Genomic DNA, 19,649 nt, shown 5'->3' on the forward strand with positions numbered 1-19,649 from the left:
TCCCTCGTAGGTTCAGCTAATCAACTATTGTTGTTTTCGGTGTAGATCCGCTATGCTATGCGATCTCAATTAAGAAAGACATTCACGCTACAGATGTAGCATTTATTCACCATAGGATTATCGGTGCCATGCAAGAACAATATCGTCCAGAAGATATAGAGCCTAAAGTACAGCGTCACTGGGATGAAAAAGCAACTTTCAAAGTGACTGAAGACAACAGCAAAGAAAAATACTACTGCCTGTCCATGCTACCTTACCCTTCTGGTCGACTACACATGGGCCACGTACGTAACTACACCATGGGTGACGTTATCTCTCGTTACCAACGTTTGTTGGGGAAAAACGTTCTCCAACCAATTGGTTGGGATGCGTTTGGTCTGCCTGCTGAAGGTGCTGCGGTTAAAAATAATACTGCTCCTGCGCCTTGGACTTATGCCAATATCGATTACATGAAAAACCAGCTGAAAATGCTCGGTTTCGGTTACGATTGGGATCGCGAAGTCACGACTTGTACCCCTGAATATTACCGTTGGGAACAATGGTTCTTCACTAAATTGTATGAAAAAGGTTTAGTGTACAAAAAAACCTCTGCGGTTAACTGGTGCCCACATGACTTAACTGTTTTGGCGAATGAACAAGTGGTTGATGGCTGCTGCTGGCGTTGTGACACCCCTGTTGAGCGCAAAGAAATCCCACAGTGGTTTATTAAAATTACCGACTACGCAGAAGAGCTGCTCAACGACCTTGACAAATTAGATGACTGGCCAGAGCAAGTCAAAACCATGCAGCGCAACTGGATCGGCCGTTCCGAAGGGACTGAGATCACGTTCAATGTTGCAGACCGTGATGAAACCTTAACAGTCTATACCACTCGCCCTGATACTTTTATGGGGGCAACTTATGTGGCTGTTGCAGCAGGTCACCCTCTGGCTAAAGAAGCCGCGACAAATAACCCTGAATTAGCCCAATTTATTGATGAGTGCCGTAATACCAAAACTGCGGAAGCAGATATGGCAACCATGGATAAAAAAGGTATGGCAACCGGTTTATTCGTTATTCATCCATTAACCCAAGAAAAGCTGCCAATTTGGGTCGCTAACTTTGTCTTAATGGAATACGGTACTGGTGCTGTTATGGCCGTTCCTGCCCATGACCAACGTGACTGGGAATTCGCTCACAAATATAACTTACCCATCAAAGCAGTTATTGCCGATGCTGATGGCAATGAGCCTGATTTATCCCAAGAAGCGATGACCGAAAAAAATGCACTGATTAACTCAGGTGAATTCAGTGGATTAGACCACCAAGCTGGCTTCAATGCCATTTCAGATAAACTTGTCGCACTAGGTGCAGGTCAACGTAAAGTAAACTACCGCTTACGTGACTGGGGTGTTTCACGTCAACGTTACTGGGGGGCACCAATCCCAATGGCAACATTGGAAGATGGTACTGTCGTTCCTGTTCCTGAAGACCAGTTACCTGTCATTTTGCCAGAAGATGTCGTGATGAACGGCATTACCAGCCCAATTAAAGCTGACCCTGAGTGGGCAAAAATGACCATTAACGGTCAACCTGCATTACGTGAAACCGATACCTTCGATACCTTTATGGAATCTTCTTGGTACTATGCTCGTTATACCTGCCCGCAATATGACGACGGCATGTTAGACCCCGAGGCAGCAAACTACTGGTTACCGGTTGACCAATATATTGGTGGTATCGAACACGCCATCATGCACTTAATGTATTTCCGCTTCTTCCATAAGTTGATGCGTGATGCAGGGTTAGTCAACTCCGATGAACCAGCAAAACGCTTACTGTGCCAAGGCATGGTGCTGGCTGATGCATTCTACTACACAGGTAGCGATGGTCAGCGTGTTTGGGTTTCTCCAGCAGACGCCATTGTTGAACGTGACGACAAAAACCGTATTATTAAAGCCGTAGATAATGAAGGCCATGAACTGGTGTATACCGGTATGAGCAAAATGTCTAAGTCGAAAAACAACGGTATTGACCCACAATTAATGGTCGAAAAATACGGTGCGGATACCGTTCGCCTATTTATGATGTTTGCTGCACCACCAGAGTTAACCCTTGAGTGGCAAGAATCCAGCGTTGAAGGTGCTAACCGCTTCGTTCGTCGCGTTTGGCGTTTAGTACACGAGCACTCACAAAAAGGTGCAACTTCACCTTTAGATATCAGCACATTAACACCTGAACAAAAAGACTTACGTCGTGATCTGCACAAAACAATCGCGAAAGTCTCTGATGATTTCAGCCGTCGTTATGCATTCAACACTGCAATTGCTGCTATCATGGAATTCATGAACAAATTGGTTCGTGCGCCACAAGAAACGGAACAAGACCGTGCATTAGTTCAAGAGTCTCTTGAGGCTATCACGCTGATGTTATCACCAATCATTCCACATGCTTGCTTTGAAATGTGGAAAGCGCTCGGTCACAAAACAGACATCGATTTCGCACAATGGCCTGTTGCTGATGAAAAAGCCATGATTGACGATACCAAACTGGTTGTCGTTCAAGTTAATGGTAAGGTTCGTGGTCGTATCACCGTTCCGGCTGATGCAAACCAAGAATTTGTCCTAGATATGGCAAAAAATGAACCGAGCGTAGCGAAATACCTTGAAGGTGTTGGCATCCGCAAAGTAATCTATGTCCCAGGCAAATTGCTAAACCTTGTTGTAGGTTAATATTAGGTTGTTGGCTGATAAGGAGGCCAGGTGCGTTATCTGATAACTTTATTTTTGAGCCTGGCGGTGCTAGTCACCGCAGGTTGCGGTTTTCGTCTTCAAGGAACAACTCAAATTCCTGAGGAACTGAGAACTTTGCAGCTAAGTTCAAGTGATCCATATAGCTACCTTACAAGGGCGCTTAGGGAACAACTGCGGCTCAATAATGTGACCATTCTCGAAACTGGAAGAGCCGGTGTTCCCATTTTGAAAGTTCTGAGTTCTAATGAAAACACTGAAACTGTGTCCGTTTATCAAGATGGTAAAGCGGCAGAGAAACAATTAACACTGGTAATGAATGTGCAAGTGTTAATGCCTGATGGTGCTATCTATCCTTTACAAAGCCGTGTTGAACGCACTTTCTTCGACAACCCTTTAGAAGCACTGGCGAAAGATGCTGAAAAAGAAATTGTAAGGCAAGAAATGCAAGAACAAGCTGCACGCAATATCGTGCGTAAATTATTGCTTGTTCATTCAGCAGAACTTAAAAAAGCAAAAAACCAAGCGGCTGATACGAATACTCAACCATAATGACGCGTATCTACCCTGAACAGCTGGCCTCTTCGTTACAAGAGTCTCTGAGAGGCCGCTATTTAATTTGGGGCAATGAGCCCCTTCTTCTTCAAGAAAGCCAAGATGCCATCCGCAAAGCGGCACAAGAGCAAGGCTTTGAAGAGCATTTTTCGTTTTCTCTAGAGCAACATACTGATTGGGATGAGATTTTTAGCCTTTGCCAAGCTCTCAGCCTATTTGCTAGCCGTCAAACTCTCACGCTGTTATTGCCTGAAAATGGCCCTAACGCTGCCATGGCTGAAAAGCTGAACCAACTGGCGCAATTACTGCATTCAGATCTCCTGCTTGTGTTACGTGGTCATAAGCTCACTAAAGCACAAGAAAACAGTGCTTGGTTTAAAGCAATTAGCCAAGATGCTATTTATATCAGCTGCCTAACGCCTGAATATCAGCGGTTACCACAATGGGTTTCTAAACGCGCCTACAGTATGCGGCTTTCTTTAGAAACCGAAGCTAACCGACTACTTTGCTATTGTTATGAAGGGAATTTACTTGGTTTAGCGCAAGCACTTGAGCGGCTGTCTCTTCTTTATCCAGATGGTAAACTCACCTATCCTCGGGTTGAGAGTGCCGTTAATGACTCTGCGCATTTTACGCCCTATCATTGGGTTGATGCCCTATTGGCGGGTAAATCCCGCCGTTCATGGCATATTTTAGAGCAATTGCAGCAAGAAGATATTGAGCCTGTTATTTTATTGCGATCAATCCAACGCGATCTAATGTTGCTTATTACATTAAAACGCCAGTCTGCAACAACCGCGTTAAAGACATTATTTGATCAACACAAAGTGTGGCAAAACCGCCGAGGTGTGCTCACGGAAGCCTTACAACGTTTAACATTGCATCAATTACAATCTGCATTAATGTTATTAACGCAAGCAGAAATCAATATTAAACAAGATTTTAGCCATTCTCCATGGCCTGACCTGCAGTCACTGTCTATGCTATTATGTGGTAAAGCATTTGCAGAGAATTTTATTCATGAGTAATTCATTTTCAAAACAACATAACTTGCTCGCATTATTCGGTGGGACGTTCGACCCCATTCACTTTGGCCATTTACGTCCAGTGCAAGCGCTTGCTCAACAAGTTGGGCTCGAAAAAGTTATCTTGTTACCTAACCACGTTCCCCCCCATCGCCCACAACCAGAAGCGACGCCATCACAACGTTTAGAAATGGTGAAACTCGCAATTAAAAATGCGCCTTTATTTGCTATCGATACACGTGAATTAGAGAAAAATAGCCCTTCTTACACGATAGAAACACTGGTTGAATTACGCCAAGAAATTGGGCCAGAAAAACCTCTGGCGTTTATTATTGGTCAAGATTCCTTATTGTCGATTAATAAATGGCACGGCTGGGAGCGGATACTTGATAACTGCCATTTATTGGTTTGTTCCCGACCGGGATATGCCACACAGTTTGCCGATCCTAAAATGCAAAACTGGCTGTTAGAACATCAAACAACAGACCCTATTGCCTTAAACCAAGTGGCGAATGGGTATATTTTTATTGGAGATACTCCACTGGTAAATATCTCAGCAACAGAGATCCGCGAAAAATTAAATTCAGGCGACTCTTGTCACGATTTAATTCCAGATGCAGTTCTGCAATATATTCATCAACATCACCTTTATCAGCAATAAGGGAGCTCCCTTATTGAACAACTATTCGGATATGGCTCAAAAATGACTTGCTCTATTAAATAGTTGTCTGGGTATTGAATAAGCAATTGTTTCATCATCTCTAACGGCCTGTTTAACGGTAAATTCCCCGCTAAATAGTCGTTAATCAGCCATAATAAGCGTTTTTTCTCATCCTTCGTGGCTTTGTGTTTGAAATAACCTTGCATATGGCTCAGCGCATTAACTTCCGTATTTCTTGCAGGCACTGTCGCCAATATTTCCATTAAACAAGCTTTATATTGATTAAAAAAACACACGAGGTCGGTACTGCTTTTAATACTCGCCACTAAACGCCCTGTATACTGATAGCCAACAGGGGAATACGCCATGATGAGATATTTGTGGCAGCTATGAAATTGAATAATGTTGTGATGTGTTAACTCGTTGTATAAGCCATCTAACCTTTGTAACGTATACAATTTCGTCAAAAAGCAGTCCCAGAACGTTGTATCTTGTAGTTTATTACTGGTTAATATTGGAATGTTAGCAGGGAATAGCCCCTGTAATTCAGGGAGTTGCTGCCCAAAGCAAATAATACCATTAACTTTGTTTTGCCTGTCCTCATGGGAAAAATCCGTGATAAATTCAACCATGGAACTCACTTGTCGATGAATATTAACAGGAAGATGATTAATCCCTTCAAATATAAAAACTTTTGGCTTAATTATTTGCATAATACCTATCTCATCCTAAAATGTTTTTCAGGAGTACAGTTTCTAGAGTTATTTTGTAAAGTTAACACAAACTTCTTGCTCAAATGTACGGATATCCCTATAAATTTCACTCCACAATGAATAAAAAATAATTTAGCCGATTTTTCTTAAAATCTAGGGTAAAATAACAAGGCTGTTAATGTGTTTGATTCGTTATCAGCCATTATTTTATCTACAAACTACAAACAGTGTTTAACGTGATATTCTGTTTATTTGAATAAAAGGTGAACCTTTTGCAAGGAACTGAACTCCAACAATTTATTATCGATCAGCTTGATGATGCTAAAGCAGAAGATATCATTACTATCGATGTTCAAGGGAAATCAAGTATTACCGATCAGATGATCATCTGTACAGGGACATCAAGCCGCCATTTGATGTCAGTCGCTGACAGATTAATCGAAGCTTGCCGCAAAAATGGTTTAATGCCATTGGGTGTTGAAGGGCAAGGCATTTCTGATTGGATTGTCGTCGACCTTGGCGATGCCATTGTTCATATTATGCAAGAAGAAAGTCGTCGTATGTATGAATTAGAAAAGCTTTGGAGCTGAGTTTGAAATTACAGCTCATCGCCGTTGGAACAAAAATGCCGGACTGGGTCCAGACCGGCTTTATGGATTACCTCCACCGTTTTCCTAAAGATATGCCATTTGAATTAACGGAAATTCCAGCAGGAAAACGCGGGAAAAATGCAGATATAAAGCGCATTCTAGAAAAAGAAGGCGAATTAATGCTCGCAGCTGTAGGTAAAGGAAATCGCATCGTCACTTTGGATATTCCAGGGGATCGTTGGGATACCCCAAAACTTGCCGTACAGCTCGATAAATGGAAACAAGATGGCCGTAATGTTAGTTTATTAATCGGTGGTCCCGAGGGTCTTTCACCCGCTTGCAAAGCAGCCGCGGAGCAAAGCTGGTCGCTTTCACCGCTTACGCTGCCCCATCCACTGGTTCGTGTCCTTGTTGCTGAAAGTCTTTATCGCGCATGGAGTATTACGACTAACCACCCTTATCACAGGGAATAGTCAGGTTTAAATATGTTCAAAATGGCAATGGGATGAAAACACAACGCACCCCTTTTCGCGACCATACCGCTGAATCAGTTTTGTTTATCCGCCGAGCGCTTATCGCCTTCGGTGTGATTGTCATTTTAACGTCTATTCTTGTGACGAATTTGTATCACTTACAAATTGTCCGTCATGAAGATTACCAAACGCGGTCAAACGATAACAGAATCAAATTGGTGCCTATTGCACCAAGCCGTGGGATTATTTATGACCGCCGAGGAACCCAACTCGCACTTAATAGCACGTTTTACCAGTTAGAAATCGTGCCCGAAAAAGTCAGTAATCTACAAGAAACCTTAGATAATCTTCGTAGTGTGGTCGATTTAACTGACGAAGACATCACTAATTTTGAAAAAGAGCGTAAGCGCTCACGTCGGTTTACTTCTATTGCACTAAAAACACAGCTTAACGAAGTCCAAGTCGCTCGTTTTGCTGTTAACCAGTACCGTTTTCCTGGTTTAGAGGTCAAAAGCTACCAACGTCGTTCTTACCCATACGGTTCTGCACTAACCCATGTGATTGGCTATGTGGCAAAAATTAATGACAAAGATGTTGAACGTCTTGATAAAGAAGGTTTATTACCCAATTATGCCGCTAGCCACGATATCGGTAAATTAGGTATTGAACGTTATTATGAAGACATCTTACACGGCAAAACAGGTTATGAAGAAGTTGAAGTGAATAGCCGTGGTCGTGTTATTCGCCAACTTCATGAACAACCACCGCAAGCTGGTCGGGATATCTACCTTACCATTGATCTCGAATTACAGATTTATATCGAAAAACTGTTAACCACTAGCCGTGCTGCCGTTGTGGTCACTGACCCACGTAATGGCGAAATTTTGGCTCTGGTGTCTAATCCAAGTTATGACTCTAACTTGTTTGTTAACGGTATCTCAAATAAAGATTATCAAGCGTTATTAAATAACCCTGATAGGCCGTTGATTAACCGGACAACTCAAGGGCTTTACCCCCCTGCATCAACAGTAAAACCCTTTATTTCTGTCGCCGCATTGAGTGAAAAAGTAATCACGCCAAATACGACTATTTTTGATCCTGGTTGGTGGCAATTACCGGGTTCAGAAAAACGCTACCGCGACTGGAAGCGTTGGGGACACGGTAAACTTAACGTATCGAAATCCATTATTGAATCTGCGGATACCTTCTTCTACCAAGTCGCTTATGATATGGGAATTGATCGTATTTCTGAATGGATGAGCCGTTTTGGTTTTGGCGATTATACGGGTATTGACCTGGCTGAAGAGCGTTCTGGCATAATGCCAACCCGTGAATGGAAACAAAAACGCTATAAAAAACCTTGGTATCAAGGTGATACGATCCCTGTTGGGATAGGACAAGGCTATTGGACAGCAACTCCAATTCAAATGTCAAAAGCATTGATGACATTAATAAATGATGGTCAAGTTAAGACCCCTCATTTACTCTACGGCACAAAGTTGGGTAATGCCATGGTGCCTTATGAAGACAAAGAAACCAAACAAATTGGCGATATTAACTCAGGTTTTTGGGAACTAGCTAAGCATGGAATGTACGGTGTAGCCAATGCACCAAATGGTACTGGCCGCCGCAGTTTCATTGGCACACCATATAAAGCTGCAGCAAAATCCGGTACCGCACAAGTCTTCAGCTATGAAACCTATAACGCCAGTAAGCTGGCAGAGCACTTGCGCGACCACAAATTAATGATTGCTTATGCTCCGTATGATAAACCCACTATTGCCGTTGCGATTATTTTAGAAAATGGGGGCGTAGGCCCAGCAGTCGGTGATATTGTGCGGCAAATATTTGACCACGTTCTTCTTGGTGATAACCGAACCGAAGTCGCAGTGTCAGCAACCAATGCAGGAGAAGATCGCTGATGCGCAATTCTATGAATAACAATGAGCTATAAAGAATATGACAGACGATAAGAAAAAAATTTCGTTATCCACACGTCTGCATATAGATGTGCCTATGCTGCTAATTATTATCGCGTTGCTTGCATACAGCGCATTTATTATGTGGAGTGCCAGCGGCCAAGATCCTGAAATGATGGAGCGTAAATTAGGGCAGATAGCGACAGGCTTCGTCGTCATGATAGTGATGGCGCAGATCCCCCCTAGAATGTATGAAAATTGGGCACCTCACCTGTTTATCTTCTGCGTTATTTTACTGGTTTTTGTTGATGTCTTTGGGCAGATAAGTAAAGGGGCTCAGCGTTGGCTAGACTTAGGGTTCATTCGGTTCCAACCCTCTGAAATTGCAAAAATTGCCGTCCCTTTAATGGTCGCTCGTTTTATGAACCGAGACCTATGCCCTCCTTCATTCAAAAATACCGTAATTGCACTAGTATTGATTTTTGTACCCACATTATTGGTGGCGGCGCAACCAGACCTTGGTACTTCAATTTTAGTTGCAGCTTCAGGCTTGTTCGTTTTGTTCCTTGCAGGGATGAGTTGGCGGCTTATTACTGTTGCAGCGATTGCGCTCGCGGCCTTCATTCCCCTGCTGTGGTTCTTTTTAATGCATGGCTACCAAAGAGCCCGTGTCATGATGTTATTAGACCCAGAAACTGACCCATTAGGGGCTGGTTACCATATTATCCAGTCAAAAATTGCAATTGGTTCTGGTGGGTTAATGGGGAAAGGTTGGCTACATGGCACTCAATCACAGCTTGAATTTTTGCCAGAAAGACATACCGACTTTATTTTTGCTGTGTTAGCAGAGGAACTTGGCTTAGTTGGGGTGCTCATTTTACTTGGCCTATACCTTTTACTGATTATTCGCGGGCTTTATATTGCTGCTAGCGCACAAAACACCTTTGGTCGAGTTATGGTTGGCGGCTTGATCTTAATCCTTTTTGTCTATGTATTTGTGAATATCGGTATGGTCAGTGGTATATTACCTGTGGTTGGTGTCCCCCTCCCTTTAGTGAGTTATGGGGGCTCCGCATTGATTGTTTTAATGGCTGGATTCGGTATTATCATGTCGATACATACACACCGAAAATTCCTTTCTAAAAGTTTATAAAATGAGGTTTAGTATGCGTTTACAATGGATAATGCTTGGCGTCACAGCCGCGCTACTCAGTGGCTGTGTGACAGATGAAGTTAAACAACCAGCCCAAGTGCCAACCAATGTACCCACTCAAGATGTATTAGGTGCAGAGCCTCATTATGAGCCGTACCATCCAACCGCAAATAATGATTACTCACGTAATGGTCAACAATACCAAATCGTACGTGACCCATCACAATTTAGCCAAGTGGGTTATGCATCCATTTATGGTGCTGAGTCTGCAGGTAATATGACTGCGATTGGGGAACGCGTTAACCCAGTGGAATTAACAGCGGCTCACCCGACTTTGCCAATCCCAAGTTATGTACGTATCACCAATATGATGAATGGCCGCATGATGGTTGTTCGTGTTAATGACCGCGGGCCTTATGTTCCAGGTAAAAGTATTGCTGTTTCAAGAGCTACCGCTGACCGCCTGAATTTAATGCCTACGACAAAAATTAAAATTGATGCCATTCAAGTTGCCCAAGATGGCTCCTTATCAGGGACAGGAACAGTAGGTTCTAACTTTGTGAAACAGAGCTATGCTTTACCGGGACGTCCACAATTAGGTTCTGGCCCAATGGGCACCCCTGTGATGGAAAACTTGCCAACTCCAGAAAATACATTGCCAGTTCAGCAGCCCAAAGAACCGATGCAGCCTACTATGCCAGACATGAACCTGCAAACACCAACACCGCCACCTGCAGCCGTTGTAGCTGAAGAACCGGTTCCAGAGCGTGGTTTTCTTGTTCAAGCTGGTGCCATTAGTAGCCAAGCCAACGCGCAAAATATGCTGAATGAGTTGAAAACACAATTTAATGTTCCAGGCCGTCTACAACCCTATAATGGTATTTACCGAGTACAGCTAGGGCCATTTAGTACAAGGCAACAAGCTGTTGAGGTTCAAGGCCGTTTACAGTCTGAAAAAAACCAATCGTCAATGGTCGTTGCACCATAGAGCTATGTAACTTTAGGTTGCTCAATCATATTTTGGGCAACCTAAATACAGGCAATATTCAACTGACAAAAAAATCATTGGTACAGCGCAAAAGTCACTTTTTCCTTATCCCGTTCTTTTGCTAAACTGCGCCTCCTTGTGTTAACCGAATTTCGGATGTAATGGTAAAACCATGAATAATGTCGCTCCATCACGCATCGTGCGTCATACTGTGCTGGGTTCCGCACTCCTTCTTATGACTGCTAACATTGCGAACGCTAATGAAACCTTCCCAAATACATCAATTCCTGCAGCACCCGCTATTGATGCTGAAGCTTATATCTTAATTGATTATAATTCAGGCAAAGTTCTCGCCGAAAGTAATGCTGACCAACGTCGTGATCCTGCAAGTTTGACAAAAATGATGACCAGCTATGTTATCGGTCAGGCAATTAAGTCAGGCAAAATTGGTGAAAATGATATTGTCACGGTTGGAAATGATGCGTGGGCTACTGGTAACCCAGTATTTAAAGGCTCATCATTGATGTTCTTAAAACCAGGCGATCGTGTTAGCGTTTCTCAGTTAACTCGTGGCATTAACTTGCAATCAGGTAATGATGCCTGTGTTGCAATGGCCGACTATATTGCGGGTGACCAAGCCAACTTTGTTCAGCTAATGAATGGTTACGTGAACAAATTAGGGTTGAAAAATACCCATTTTCAAACTGTTCATGGGTTAGATGCTGAGGGCCAATATAGTTCAGCACGTGATATGGCTCTTATTGGGCAAGCGCTAGTACGTGATGTGCCTGAAGAATACGCAATTTATAAAGAGAAAGAGTTTACCTTTAACAACATCCGTCAAACAAACCGCAATGGGCTGTTGTGGGATAAGAGCTTAGTTGTTGATGGCATCAAAACAGGCCATACTAATGCCGCGGGCTATAACCTTGTCGCATCAGCAACTGAAGGTGACATGCGCCTGATCTCCGTTGTTATGGGGGGGAAAAGTAGCAAAGGCCGTGATGCCGAAAGTAAAAAATTACTCACTTACGGTTTCCGCTTTTATGAAACCGTTAAACCATTACAAGCCAATGTGGATTTTGCCAGTGTGCCAGTCTGGTTTGGTGATGAAAATGAAGTAAAATTAGGTGTGACCGAAGATTTATACCTCACTATCCCACGAGGCCGCTTAAAAGATTTAAAAGCCAGCTATGAATTAACGACAACTGAACTAGAAGCACCATTAACCAAAGGCCAACAAGTAGGGACAATTAGCTTCCAACTTGATGGTAAAATCATCGAACAGCATCCTTTAGCAGTGTTAAAAGATGTTGAAGAAGGTGGTTTTTTCAGTCGGTTAATTGACTACATAAAATTACTCTTTCATCGCTGGTTTGGTTAAGACTTGAAACTAAAATAAGTCGTCCCCATATAGTAAATATCGAAATAGATAAGTACCGAAATGTTTGTTGGATGAATACATCTCATTGGCTGGTTTAATACCAGCCAATCTTTTTCAGCCAGCAGCCCAATTTAAAAATTAGGAGTGCCCATGAAAACGAAATTAGGTGAACTGCTTGAGTTCCCATGCCCATTAACCTACAAAGTGATGGGCTTGGCACAGCCTGAACTGGTTGATCAAGTGATTGAAGTGGTACAGCGTCATGCGCCAGGTGACTATAGCCCAGACGTAAAACCAAGTAGCAAAGGCAATTATCACTCAGTTTCTATTACTATCAATGCAACTCATATTGAACAAGTTGAAACCTTGTATACTGAGTTAGGTGCATTAGAGTTAGTGAAAGTTGTACTTTAAACAAAAAGTTATCAAAGGCCGAATAGTCTACTGTTATTCGGCCTTTTTCATTTTTATGCCCTACGTTAAAATGCAATATATTCACTCCTAAATAACATTTGTTTCCAATCTAAATCACATTTTATGCAAGCATCCAGTCGTATGTTAACTTGAAGTATGGCAAACATAGGCGTTATACTGCCCGCAACGATAAAGACAACGTGGACACCTAAATTTTGTCAGATAGATGTATAACCATACGCCAACTTGGCCTTGCTCCTTATCAAACTGTTTCTGATGCGATGCACCAATTCACAGAACACCGTACGCCAGAAACCCATGATGAAATTTGGCTAGTTGAACATCCTCGCGTATTTACCCAAGGCCAAGCCGGAAAAGCGGAGCACGTTCTTGCCCCTGGTGATATCCCTGTTATCCAAAGTGATAGAGGCGGCCAAGTTACCTATCATGGGCCAGGGCAACAAGTGATGTATGTTATGCTCGATCTAAAACGCAATAAAATTGGTGTTCGTGAGCTAGTTACCGCATTAGAAAATACCATCGTAAATACCCTTGCCCATTTTAATATTGCAGCGTATCCTCGCCCTGATGCTCCCGGTGTCTATGTTAATGGCGACAAAATTTGCTCCCTCGGATTACGCATCAGGAAAGGCTGTTCTTTTCATGGGCTCGCATTGAATATTGATATGGATCTTGAACCCTTTAATCGTATTAATCCTTGTGGTTACAGTGAATTAAAGATGACTCAAATGAGTAATCTTGCTCCCAAAGTATCAGTTTCCGATGTTCAGCCTGTGCTAATTCGCCAATTCTGTGACACACTAGGATTTCATATTGTTCAATAATAATGCTATAATTTTTTAACATTTTTAAAAAATATTTTAATGAATGGATAACAGTCTCCATTCGGTTTTATTTAGAATTATCACTTATCCATCAGCATAAAAGATAACTGGAACCGTCATATTATGAGTAAACCAATTCAGATAGAACGCGGAATTAAATATCGTGACGCCGACAAAATGGCGCTGATCCCTGTCAAAAACGTTGTGACTGAACGAGAAGAAATTCTACGTAAACCTGACTGGATGAAAATTAGGCTTCCTGCTGATTCCACTCGTATTCAAGGCATTAAAGCAGCCATGCGCAAAAATGGCTTACACTCTGTATGTGAAGAGGCATCATGCCCTAACCTTTCTGAGTGTTTTAACCATGGTACCGCGACCTTTATGATTTTGGGGGCTATTTGTACCCGCCGCTGCCCATTCTGTGATGTTGCCCATGGTCGCCCAAATGCACCAGATGCCAACGAACCCGAAAAATTAGCGCAAACTATTAAAGATATGGCGCTACGCTATGTCGTCATTACGTCTGTTGACCGTGATGACCTACGTGATGGCGGAGCACAGCATTTTGCTGATTGCATTAGTGCTATTCGTGAAAAAAGCCCATCAATTAAAATTGAAACGCTGGTTCCTGACTTCCGCGGCCGTATGGATCGCGCATTAGAGATTTTAACCGCAACACCACCTGATGTGTTTAACCATAATCTTGAAAATGTGCCACGTGTTTACCGCCAAGTTCGCCCTGGCGCTAACTATGAATGGTCTTTAAAATTACTCGAAAAATTTAAAGAAGCACATCCAAATATCCCAACTAAATCGGGGTTAATGGTCGGTCTTGGTGAAACCAATGAAGAAATTATCGAGGTTATGCGCGACTTACGTCGTCATGGTGTAACGATGCTTACACTAGGCCAATACTTACAACCAAGTCGCCATCACTTACCCGTCAAACGCTATGTCAGCCCTGCTGAGTTCGATGAAATGAAAGAAGAAGCCATGGCAATGGGCTTCACTCACGCAGCCTGTGGACCATTCGTTCGCTCTTCTTATCATGCCGATTTACAAGCTAAAGGCGAAGAAGTTAAATAACCTCAACTGTTTAATTTATAGACAATTTATTGCTGGAAAGGCCTGGTTTATATCAGGCCTTTTTTATTTTTATAAATAAAAAAACTCGCCCTAGATAGCTAGGGCGAGTTTTCAGCTGTTCGTTTTAATCTTAATTATAAAAATTACAGAGGAATAACGTTAGCAGCAGATGGACCTTTAGCACCTTCAGTAATTTCAAATTCCACTTTTTGGCCTTCAGCTAAGGTTTTGAAACCATCGCCCATAATCGCAGAAAAGTGAACAAATACATCTTTGCTACCATCTTCTGGAGTGATAAAACCAAAACCTTTAGATTCGTTGAACCACTTAACGTTACCTTTAACTTTAGACATCAAATATTACCTTTAAAATAAAATAGACACACCATCTGTATCAAGCTCAGTACATCAGATTTCTCAGTTACTTGTCTACAACCTAGATCACGAAAATGGACTAAAAAGATAAAAAAATATTATTTATCGATAGAATAGGCTCTGATTTCGACAATAATTCTTACCAATAGTAATTATTACAACCAATAGTATTACCTATAACTAATTATTTAGTGTTTACTTCTCATGCAAAAGTAACCAATCTTTAATATCTAATCCCCCTGTATACCCCACTAATTTTCCATCATGCCCAAGTACGCGATGACAAGGAACAATTAATGAGATTGGATTACGTGAGTTTGCCATACCGACCGCACGACAATAATTTACGGAGCCTAACTTTAACGCCAAATCTTTATAGCTCCATCGCTCCCCGTAAGGGATCCCACAAAGATGTTTCCACACTTTTTTCTGAAATTCTGTTCCTTGTGGATTTAATGCAACCGTAAAAACGGTTCTTTTATGATTAAAGTATTCCTTTAATTCTTTCACACAAAGCTTGGAGTGCTCATTCTTCGTTTCTTTTTCTGTTTTTTCATCCACAAAATAGAGGCTCGTTATTCCGTCATCATCAGCCGTAATATGTATCCACGGTTTAGGAAATTTATCCGGTGTTGCTAAATATTGATGGTACATAGTATCTCCTCAAAAGGACTCAATTACCTGATTGTATATACAGTTATAGAGTAAATTATTTCCACTTTGCAATGATCTTTTTTCTTAGAGTGTCTATCTGAATCATCCAATACCATACTTTTTTATTTTCAATGTTAATAACCACCTAGCTGATAATTAGAATAATTATCATTCAATATTTTCTATTCACTACATATTGTGTGGTTGATAAGTTAAAAATCTATATATAGTATTTATATGTCACGCACCTTATTTTTACTGCTATTAAACATTCAAAAGGTAAATAACATGGCTAAGATTACCATTTATAGTAAACCTAACTGCGTTCAGTGTAATGCAACTTATCAAGCCTTAGATCGCAAATCTATTTCCTACCAAATCATTGACCTTACTGAAGACAGCCAAGCTCTTGAATTAGTCAGAAAATTAGGCTACCAGCAAGTTCCTGTTGTTATTGCGGGAGACAAACATTGGGCAGGTTTTCGACCAGACATGATTAGCTTATTAGCCGCTTAGGTGGTGTTATGAAAACGGAATCACTCATCTATTTTTCAAGTCGCTCAGGAAATTGCCATCGCTTTATTAAAAAGCTAGGTGTCCCAGCAACGCGGTTGCCTATTGGCAACCACGAAAGTAGCCTAATTGCGACAAGACCTTATGTTTTATTACTGCCGACCTACGGTGGTGGTGGTAGCAAAGGTGCTGTCCCAAAAGAGGTGATCCAATTTCTTAATATTGAAGTCAACCGCACACTTATCCGCGGAGTTATTGCTGCGGGTAATACCAATTTTGGTGATGCCTATGCGATAGCTGGAAATATCATTGCGCAAAAATGCCATGTCCCCTACCTATATCGTTTTGAACTTCTTGGTACTGATAAAGATGTTCAGTCCGTTCAACAAGGCCTAAAAACGTTTTGGCAACGTACAAACAACTAGAGTTATTCCAAATGGATAAAATGCAAAATATATCAGATGTGGATTATCATGCGCTCAATGCGATGTTGAATTTATATGATAATGAAGGCCGTATTCAATTTGATAAAGACAAAGAAGCGGCTCACCACTATTTTCGACAGCATGTGAACCAAAACACCGTATTTTTCCATGATTTAAAAGAAAAATTAGACTTTTTAGTACAAGAAAATTATTACGAAAACAGTGTATTAGAACAATATGACTTTGAATTTATCAAAGCACTATTTAAACAGGCATACGCTCATAAATTCCGTTTTCAAACGTTTCTCGGTGCCTTTAAATATTACACGAGCTATACGCTGAAAACTTTTGATGGCAAACGCTATCTCGAACGCTATGAAGATCGCGTTTGTATGGTTGCTTTAACGCTTGCGCAAGGGAGTGAATCTCTTGCTAAATTGTATGTCGATGAAATTATTACAGGTCGTTTCCAACCTGCAACTCCCACCTTCCTTAACTGCGGTAAAAAACAACGCGGTGAGCTAATCTCTTGTTTTCTTTTAAGAATCGAAGACAACATGGAATCTATTGGCCGCTCTGTGAATTCGGCTTTGCAGCTATCCAAACGAGGTGGCGGAGTCGCCTTTCTAATGACCAATTTGCGGGAACAAGGCGCCCCAATAAAACTGATTGAAAACCAGTCTTCTGGTGTTGTTCCTGTCATGAAAATGTTAGAAGATGCATTTTCTTATGCCAACCAATTAGGTGCAAGGCAAGGCGCCGGCGCCGTCTATTTGCATGCTCATCACCCTGATATTATGCGTTTTCTTGATACTAAGCGTGAAAATGCAGATGAAAAAATACGGATTAAAACACTTTCTTTAGGGGTCGTTATCCCCGATATTACTTTCCAGCTAGCGAAAGATAACCAGGACATGTATTTGTTCTCTCCTTATGATATTGAGCGCATCTATGGGGTTCCTATGTCTGAAATTAGCGTTACAGACAAATACCATGAGATGGTCAATAACAAAGCGATAAAAAAATACAAAATTAATGCTCGGGAATTTTTCCAAACTTTAGCTGAGATTCAGTTTGAATCTGGATATCCGTATATTTTATTTGAAGATACTGCCAACCGAGCTAACCCTATCGCAGGGCGCATAAATATGAGCAATCTTTGCTCAGAAATACTGCAAGTTAATCGCCCTAGCGTTTATGAAGACGATTTGAGCTATCAACAAATTGGTAAAGATATTAGCTGTAATTTAGGCTCCATGAATATTGCTAAAACAATGGATTCACCGGATTTCGCCCAATCAATAGCTGCGGCAGTCAGAGCATTGAGCGCAGTTTCCGATATGAGCGATATTCGCTCTGTCCCTTCCATTGCTGAAGGTAACCGACAATCGCATGCGATTGGGTTAGGTCAAATGAATTTACATGGCTACTTGGCAAGGGAGCATATTTATTACGGCTCAGAAGAAGCGCTCGATTTCACCAATATCTATTTTTATGCGGTCACCTATTACGCATTAAAAACTTCAAACCAATTAGCCATCGAAAGAAAAACTGCATTTGTTGGTTTTGAACATTCAACCTATGCCTCTGGTGATTATTTTGATAAATATATCAACAATATTTGGCTACCAAAAACACAAACCGTTCAGGAATTATTCCGACGTTCGGGTATCGAAATTCCAACTCGTGAAGATTGGCAAGCTTTAAAGCAGTCTGTCATTACCTATGGGATTTATAACCAAAACTTGCAAGCAATACCTCCTACTGGGTCTATTTCTTATATCAATAATTCAACATCAAGCATTCACCCGATTGTTTCACGAATTGAAATTCGTAAAGAAGGTAAAATTGGTCGTGTCTACTACCCTGCTCCTTTCATGACGAATGAAAACTTAGAATATTACCAAGATGCTTACCAAATCGGCCCTGAAAAAATTATTGATACTTATGCCATGGCAACTCAGCACGTTGACCAAGGTTTATCTTTGACTCTATTTTTTAAAGATGATGCCACCACACGAGATATTAACCGAGCGCAAATATATGCCTGGCGAAAAGGAATCAAGACATTGTATTACATCCGATTACGCCAAACTGCCCTCGAAGGAACTGAAGTCGAAGGCTGCGTATCTTGCACTTTGTAATAGGAAAATATTATGACCACCAGCGCATCTAACACACCAGTAAAAGCCATTAACTGGAACCGTATTCAGGATGATAAAGACTTAGAAGTATGGAACCGATTAACAAGCAATTTTTGGCTTCCAGAAAAAGTGCCATTATCTAATGATATTCCGTCTTGGAATACCCTTACTGCTGCAGAAAAACAGTTGACGATACGTGTATTTACTGGTCTTACCCTGCTAGATACGATTCAAAATACGGTCGGTGCACCTTGCTTAATGCCAGATGCTAAAACCCCCCATGAAGAAGCGGTTTTGTCGAATATTAGCTTTATGGAAGCAGTACATGCCCGCTCTTATAGTTCAATATTTTCAACACTCTGCTCAACGGTTGATGTCGATGATGCATACCGCTGGAGTGAAGAAAACAATGCATTACAAAATAAAGCTAAGATCATCCTATCTTATTATTGTGATTCACATCCTTTAAAGAAAAAAATAGCAAGTGTCTTTTTAGAATCATTTCTATTTTATTCAGGTTTTTATTTACCAATGTATTGGTCAAGTAGAGGCAAATTAACCAATACCGCAGATCTTATACGCTTAATTATTCGTGATGAAGCCATACATGGCTATTATATTGGCTATAAATTTCAAAAATCATTAGCACAATATGATGAGAATACTCAGAAAGAAATTAAGGATTTTTCTTTTTCATTATTATTCGATTTATATGAAAATGAAGTAAAATATACACAAGAGCTTTATGACACAGTTGGTTGGTCAGAAGATGTCAAAAAATTCCTTCATTATAATGCGAATAAAGCATTAATGAATTTAGGTTATGAAGCCTTATTTCCTGATACGGTCACCGATGTCAGTGCTGCGATATTATCTGCTTTATCTCCTGATGCAAATGAAAATCATGATTTCTTTTCGGGCTCTGGTTCATCTTATATTATTGGTAAAGCAGTCAGTACCGAAGATGATGACTGGGACTTTTAACCAAAGCTTTAATTTAG

20 protein-coding genes are annotated in these 19,649 nt (G+C 41.2%); 17 read left to right on the forward strand and 3 right to left on the reverse strand.

Features of this window, described 5'->3' with window-relative positions; genetic code table 11:
• The first annotated feature begins 128 nt into the window (after positions 1–128).
• From leuS to nadD, 4 genes are read left to right on the forward strand one after another with little or no spacing between them, the layout of a single operon-like run.
• On the forward strand, positions 129–2,711 hold the full coding sequence (leuS, locus tag M1F26_RS14130) for a leucine--tRNA ligase (RefSeq protein WP_140172811.1): 2,583 nt from the start codon (positions 129–131) through the stop codon (positions 2,709–2,711).
• A 30-nt stretch (positions 2,712–2,741) separates the two neighbouring features.
• Positions 2,742–3,281: an LPS assembly lipoprotein LptE gene (gene lptE / locus M1F26_RS14135; protein ID WP_140172812.1), complete on the forward strand. Its 540-nt coding sequence runs from the start codon at positions 2,742–2,744 to the stop codon at positions 3,279–3,281.
• Complete coding sequence (holA, locus tag M1F26_RS14140; protein ID WP_140172813.1) at positions 3,281–4,312, forward strand: DNA polymerase III subunit delta; 1,032 nt, start codon at positions 3,281–3,283, stop codon at positions 4,310–4,312. The genes lptE and holA overlap by 1 nt, the downstream gene beginning before the upstream one ends.
• Positions 4,305–4,970 (forward strand): nicotinate-nucleotide adenylyltransferase, encoded by a 666-nt coding sequence (gene nadD / locus M1F26_RS14145; protein ID WP_004257056.1) that lies wholly within the window; start codon positions 4,305–4,307, stop codon positions 4,968–4,970. Before holA ends, nadD begins: the two co-directional genes overlap by 8 nt.
• Here nadD and M1F26_RS14150 read toward each other — a convergent pair.
• Positions 4,961–5,683 (reverse strand): YbgA family protein, encoded by a 723-nt coding sequence (locus M1F26_RS14150; protein ID WP_094961797.1) that lies wholly within the window; start codon positions 5,681–5,683, stop codon positions 4,961–4,963. The two genes, nadD and M1F26_RS14150, sit on opposite strands and share 10 nt — an antisense overlap.
• Positions 5,684–5,946: 263 nt before the next feature.
• On the opposite strand from M1F26_RS14150, the gene rsfS reads away from it, so the two are divergent.
• The 9 genes from rsfS (at position 5,947) to lipA (ending at position 14,538) form a co-directional block, all read left to right on the forward strand.
• Entirely contained in the window at positions 5,947–6,273 is a 327-nt protein-coding gene (gene rsfS, locus M1F26_RS14155) for a ribosome silencing factor (protein WP_004257063.1), read from the forward strand.
• 2 nt (positions 6,274–6,275) lie between these two features.
• Positions 6,276–6,746, forward strand: a complete 471-nt coding sequence (gene rlmH, locus M1F26_RS14160; protein ID WP_036957956.1) for a 23S rRNA (pseudouridine(1915)-N(3))-methyltransferase RlmH — start codon at positions 6,276–6,278, stop codon at positions 6,744–6,746.
• 32 nt (positions 6,747–6,778) lie between these two features.
• Entirely contained in the window at positions 6,779–8,668 is a 1,890-nt protein-coding gene (gene mrdA / locus M1F26_RS14165) for a peptidoglycan DD-transpeptidase MrdA (RefSeq protein WP_004257068.1), read from the forward strand.
• 37 nt (positions 8,669–8,705) lie between these two features.
• On the forward strand, positions 8,706–9,818 hold the full coding sequence (gene mrdB, locus M1F26_RS14170; protein WP_004257071.1) for a peptidoglycan glycosyltransferase MrdB: 1,113 nt from the start codon (positions 8,706–8,708) through the stop codon (positions 9,816–9,818).
• 13 nt (positions 9,819–9,831) lie between these two features.
• Entirely contained in the window at positions 9,832–10,806 is a 975-nt protein-coding gene (rlpA, locus tag M1F26_RS14175) for an endolytic peptidoglycan transglycosylase RlpA (protein WP_036957957.1), read from the forward strand.
• Between the two features lie 172 nt (positions 10,807–10,978).
• A complete protein-coding gene (dacA, locus tag M1F26_RS14180; RefSeq protein WP_140172814.1) occupies positions 10,979–12,190 on the forward strand; it encodes a D-alanyl-D-alanine carboxypeptidase DacA in 1,212 nt (403 codons plus the stop codon).
• A 150-nt stretch (positions 12,191–12,340) separates the two neighbouring features.
• On the forward strand, positions 12,341–12,604 hold the full coding sequence (gene ybeD / locus M1F26_RS14185) for a DUF493 family protein YbeD (RefSeq protein ID WP_004257083.1): 264 nt from the start codon (positions 12,341–12,343) through the stop codon (positions 12,602–12,604).
• A gap of 281 nt (positions 12,605–12,885) precedes the next feature.
• A complete protein-coding gene (lipB, locus tag M1F26_RS14190) occupies positions 12,886–13,449 on the forward strand; it encodes a lipoyl(octanoyl) transferase LipB (protein WP_233618449.1) in 564 nt (187 codons plus the stop codon).
• 123 nt (positions 13,450–13,572) lie between these two features.
• Positions 13,573–14,538, forward strand: coding sequence for a lipoyl synthase (gene lipA / locus M1F26_RS14195; protein ID WP_004257088.1), 966 nt, complete (start codon positions 13,573–13,575; stop codon positions 14,536–14,538).
• 143 nt (positions 14,539–14,681) lie between these two features.
• On the opposite strand, the gene cspE is transcribed toward lipA, so the two are convergent.
• Positions 14,682–14,891: a transcription antiterminator/RNA stability regulator CspE gene (gene cspE / locus M1F26_RS14200; RefSeq protein ID WP_004257099.1), complete on the reverse strand. Its 210-nt coding sequence runs from the start codon at positions 14,889–14,891 to the stop codon at positions 14,682–14,684.
• Between the two features lie 216 nt (positions 14,892–15,107).
• On the reverse strand, positions 15,108–15,566 hold the full coding sequence (locus M1F26_RS14205; protein ID WP_004257101.1) for a methylated-DNA--[protein]-cysteine S-methyltransferase: 459 nt from the start codon (positions 15,564–15,566) through the stop codon (positions 15,108–15,110).
• 288 nt (positions 15,567–15,854) lie between these two features.
• Here M1F26_RS14205 and nrdH point away from each other — a divergent pair, with 288 nt between their 5' ends.
• The 4 genes from nrdH to nrdF are packed head-to-tail and all read left to right on the forward strand — an operon-like array spanning position 15,855 to position 19,632.
• Positions 15,855–16,082, forward strand: coding sequence for a glutaredoxin-like protein NrdH (gene nrdH, locus M1F26_RS14210; protein WP_140172817.1), 228 nt, complete (start codon positions 15,855–15,857; stop codon positions 16,080–16,082).
• Between the two features lie 8 nt (positions 16,083–16,090).
• The gene (gene nrdI / locus M1F26_RS14215; RefSeq protein WP_140172819.1) at positions 16,091–16,504 is read left to right on the forward strand and encodes a class Ib ribonucleoside-diphosphate reductase assembly flavoprotein NrdI; all 414 of its coding nucleotides are present in this window, start codon (positions 16,091–16,093) and stop codon (positions 16,502–16,504) included.
• An 11-nt stretch (positions 16,505–16,515) separates the two neighbouring features.
• Complete coding sequence (gene nrdE, locus M1F26_RS14220; RefSeq protein WP_004257107.1) at positions 16,516–18,648, forward strand: class 1b ribonucleoside-diphosphate reductase subunit alpha; 2,133 nt, start codon at positions 16,516–16,518, stop codon at positions 18,646–18,648.
• Between the two features lie 12 nt (positions 18,649–18,660).
• Positions 18,661–19,632 carry a class 1b ribonucleoside-diphosphate reductase subunit beta gene (gene nrdF / locus M1F26_RS14225; RefSeq protein WP_140172821.1) on the forward strand — a complete coding sequence of 324 codons (972 nt, stop codon included), beginning with the start codon at positions 18,661–18,663 and terminating at the stop codon, positions 19,630–19,632.
• Positions 19,633–19,649 lie beyond the last annotated feature (17 nt).

It is taken from the genome of Providencia sp. PROV048 (genome assembly GCF_033688165.1).
GTDB lineage: Bacteria > Pseudomonadota > Gammaproteobacteria > Enterobacterales > Enterobacteriaceae > Providencia > Providencia hangzhouensis.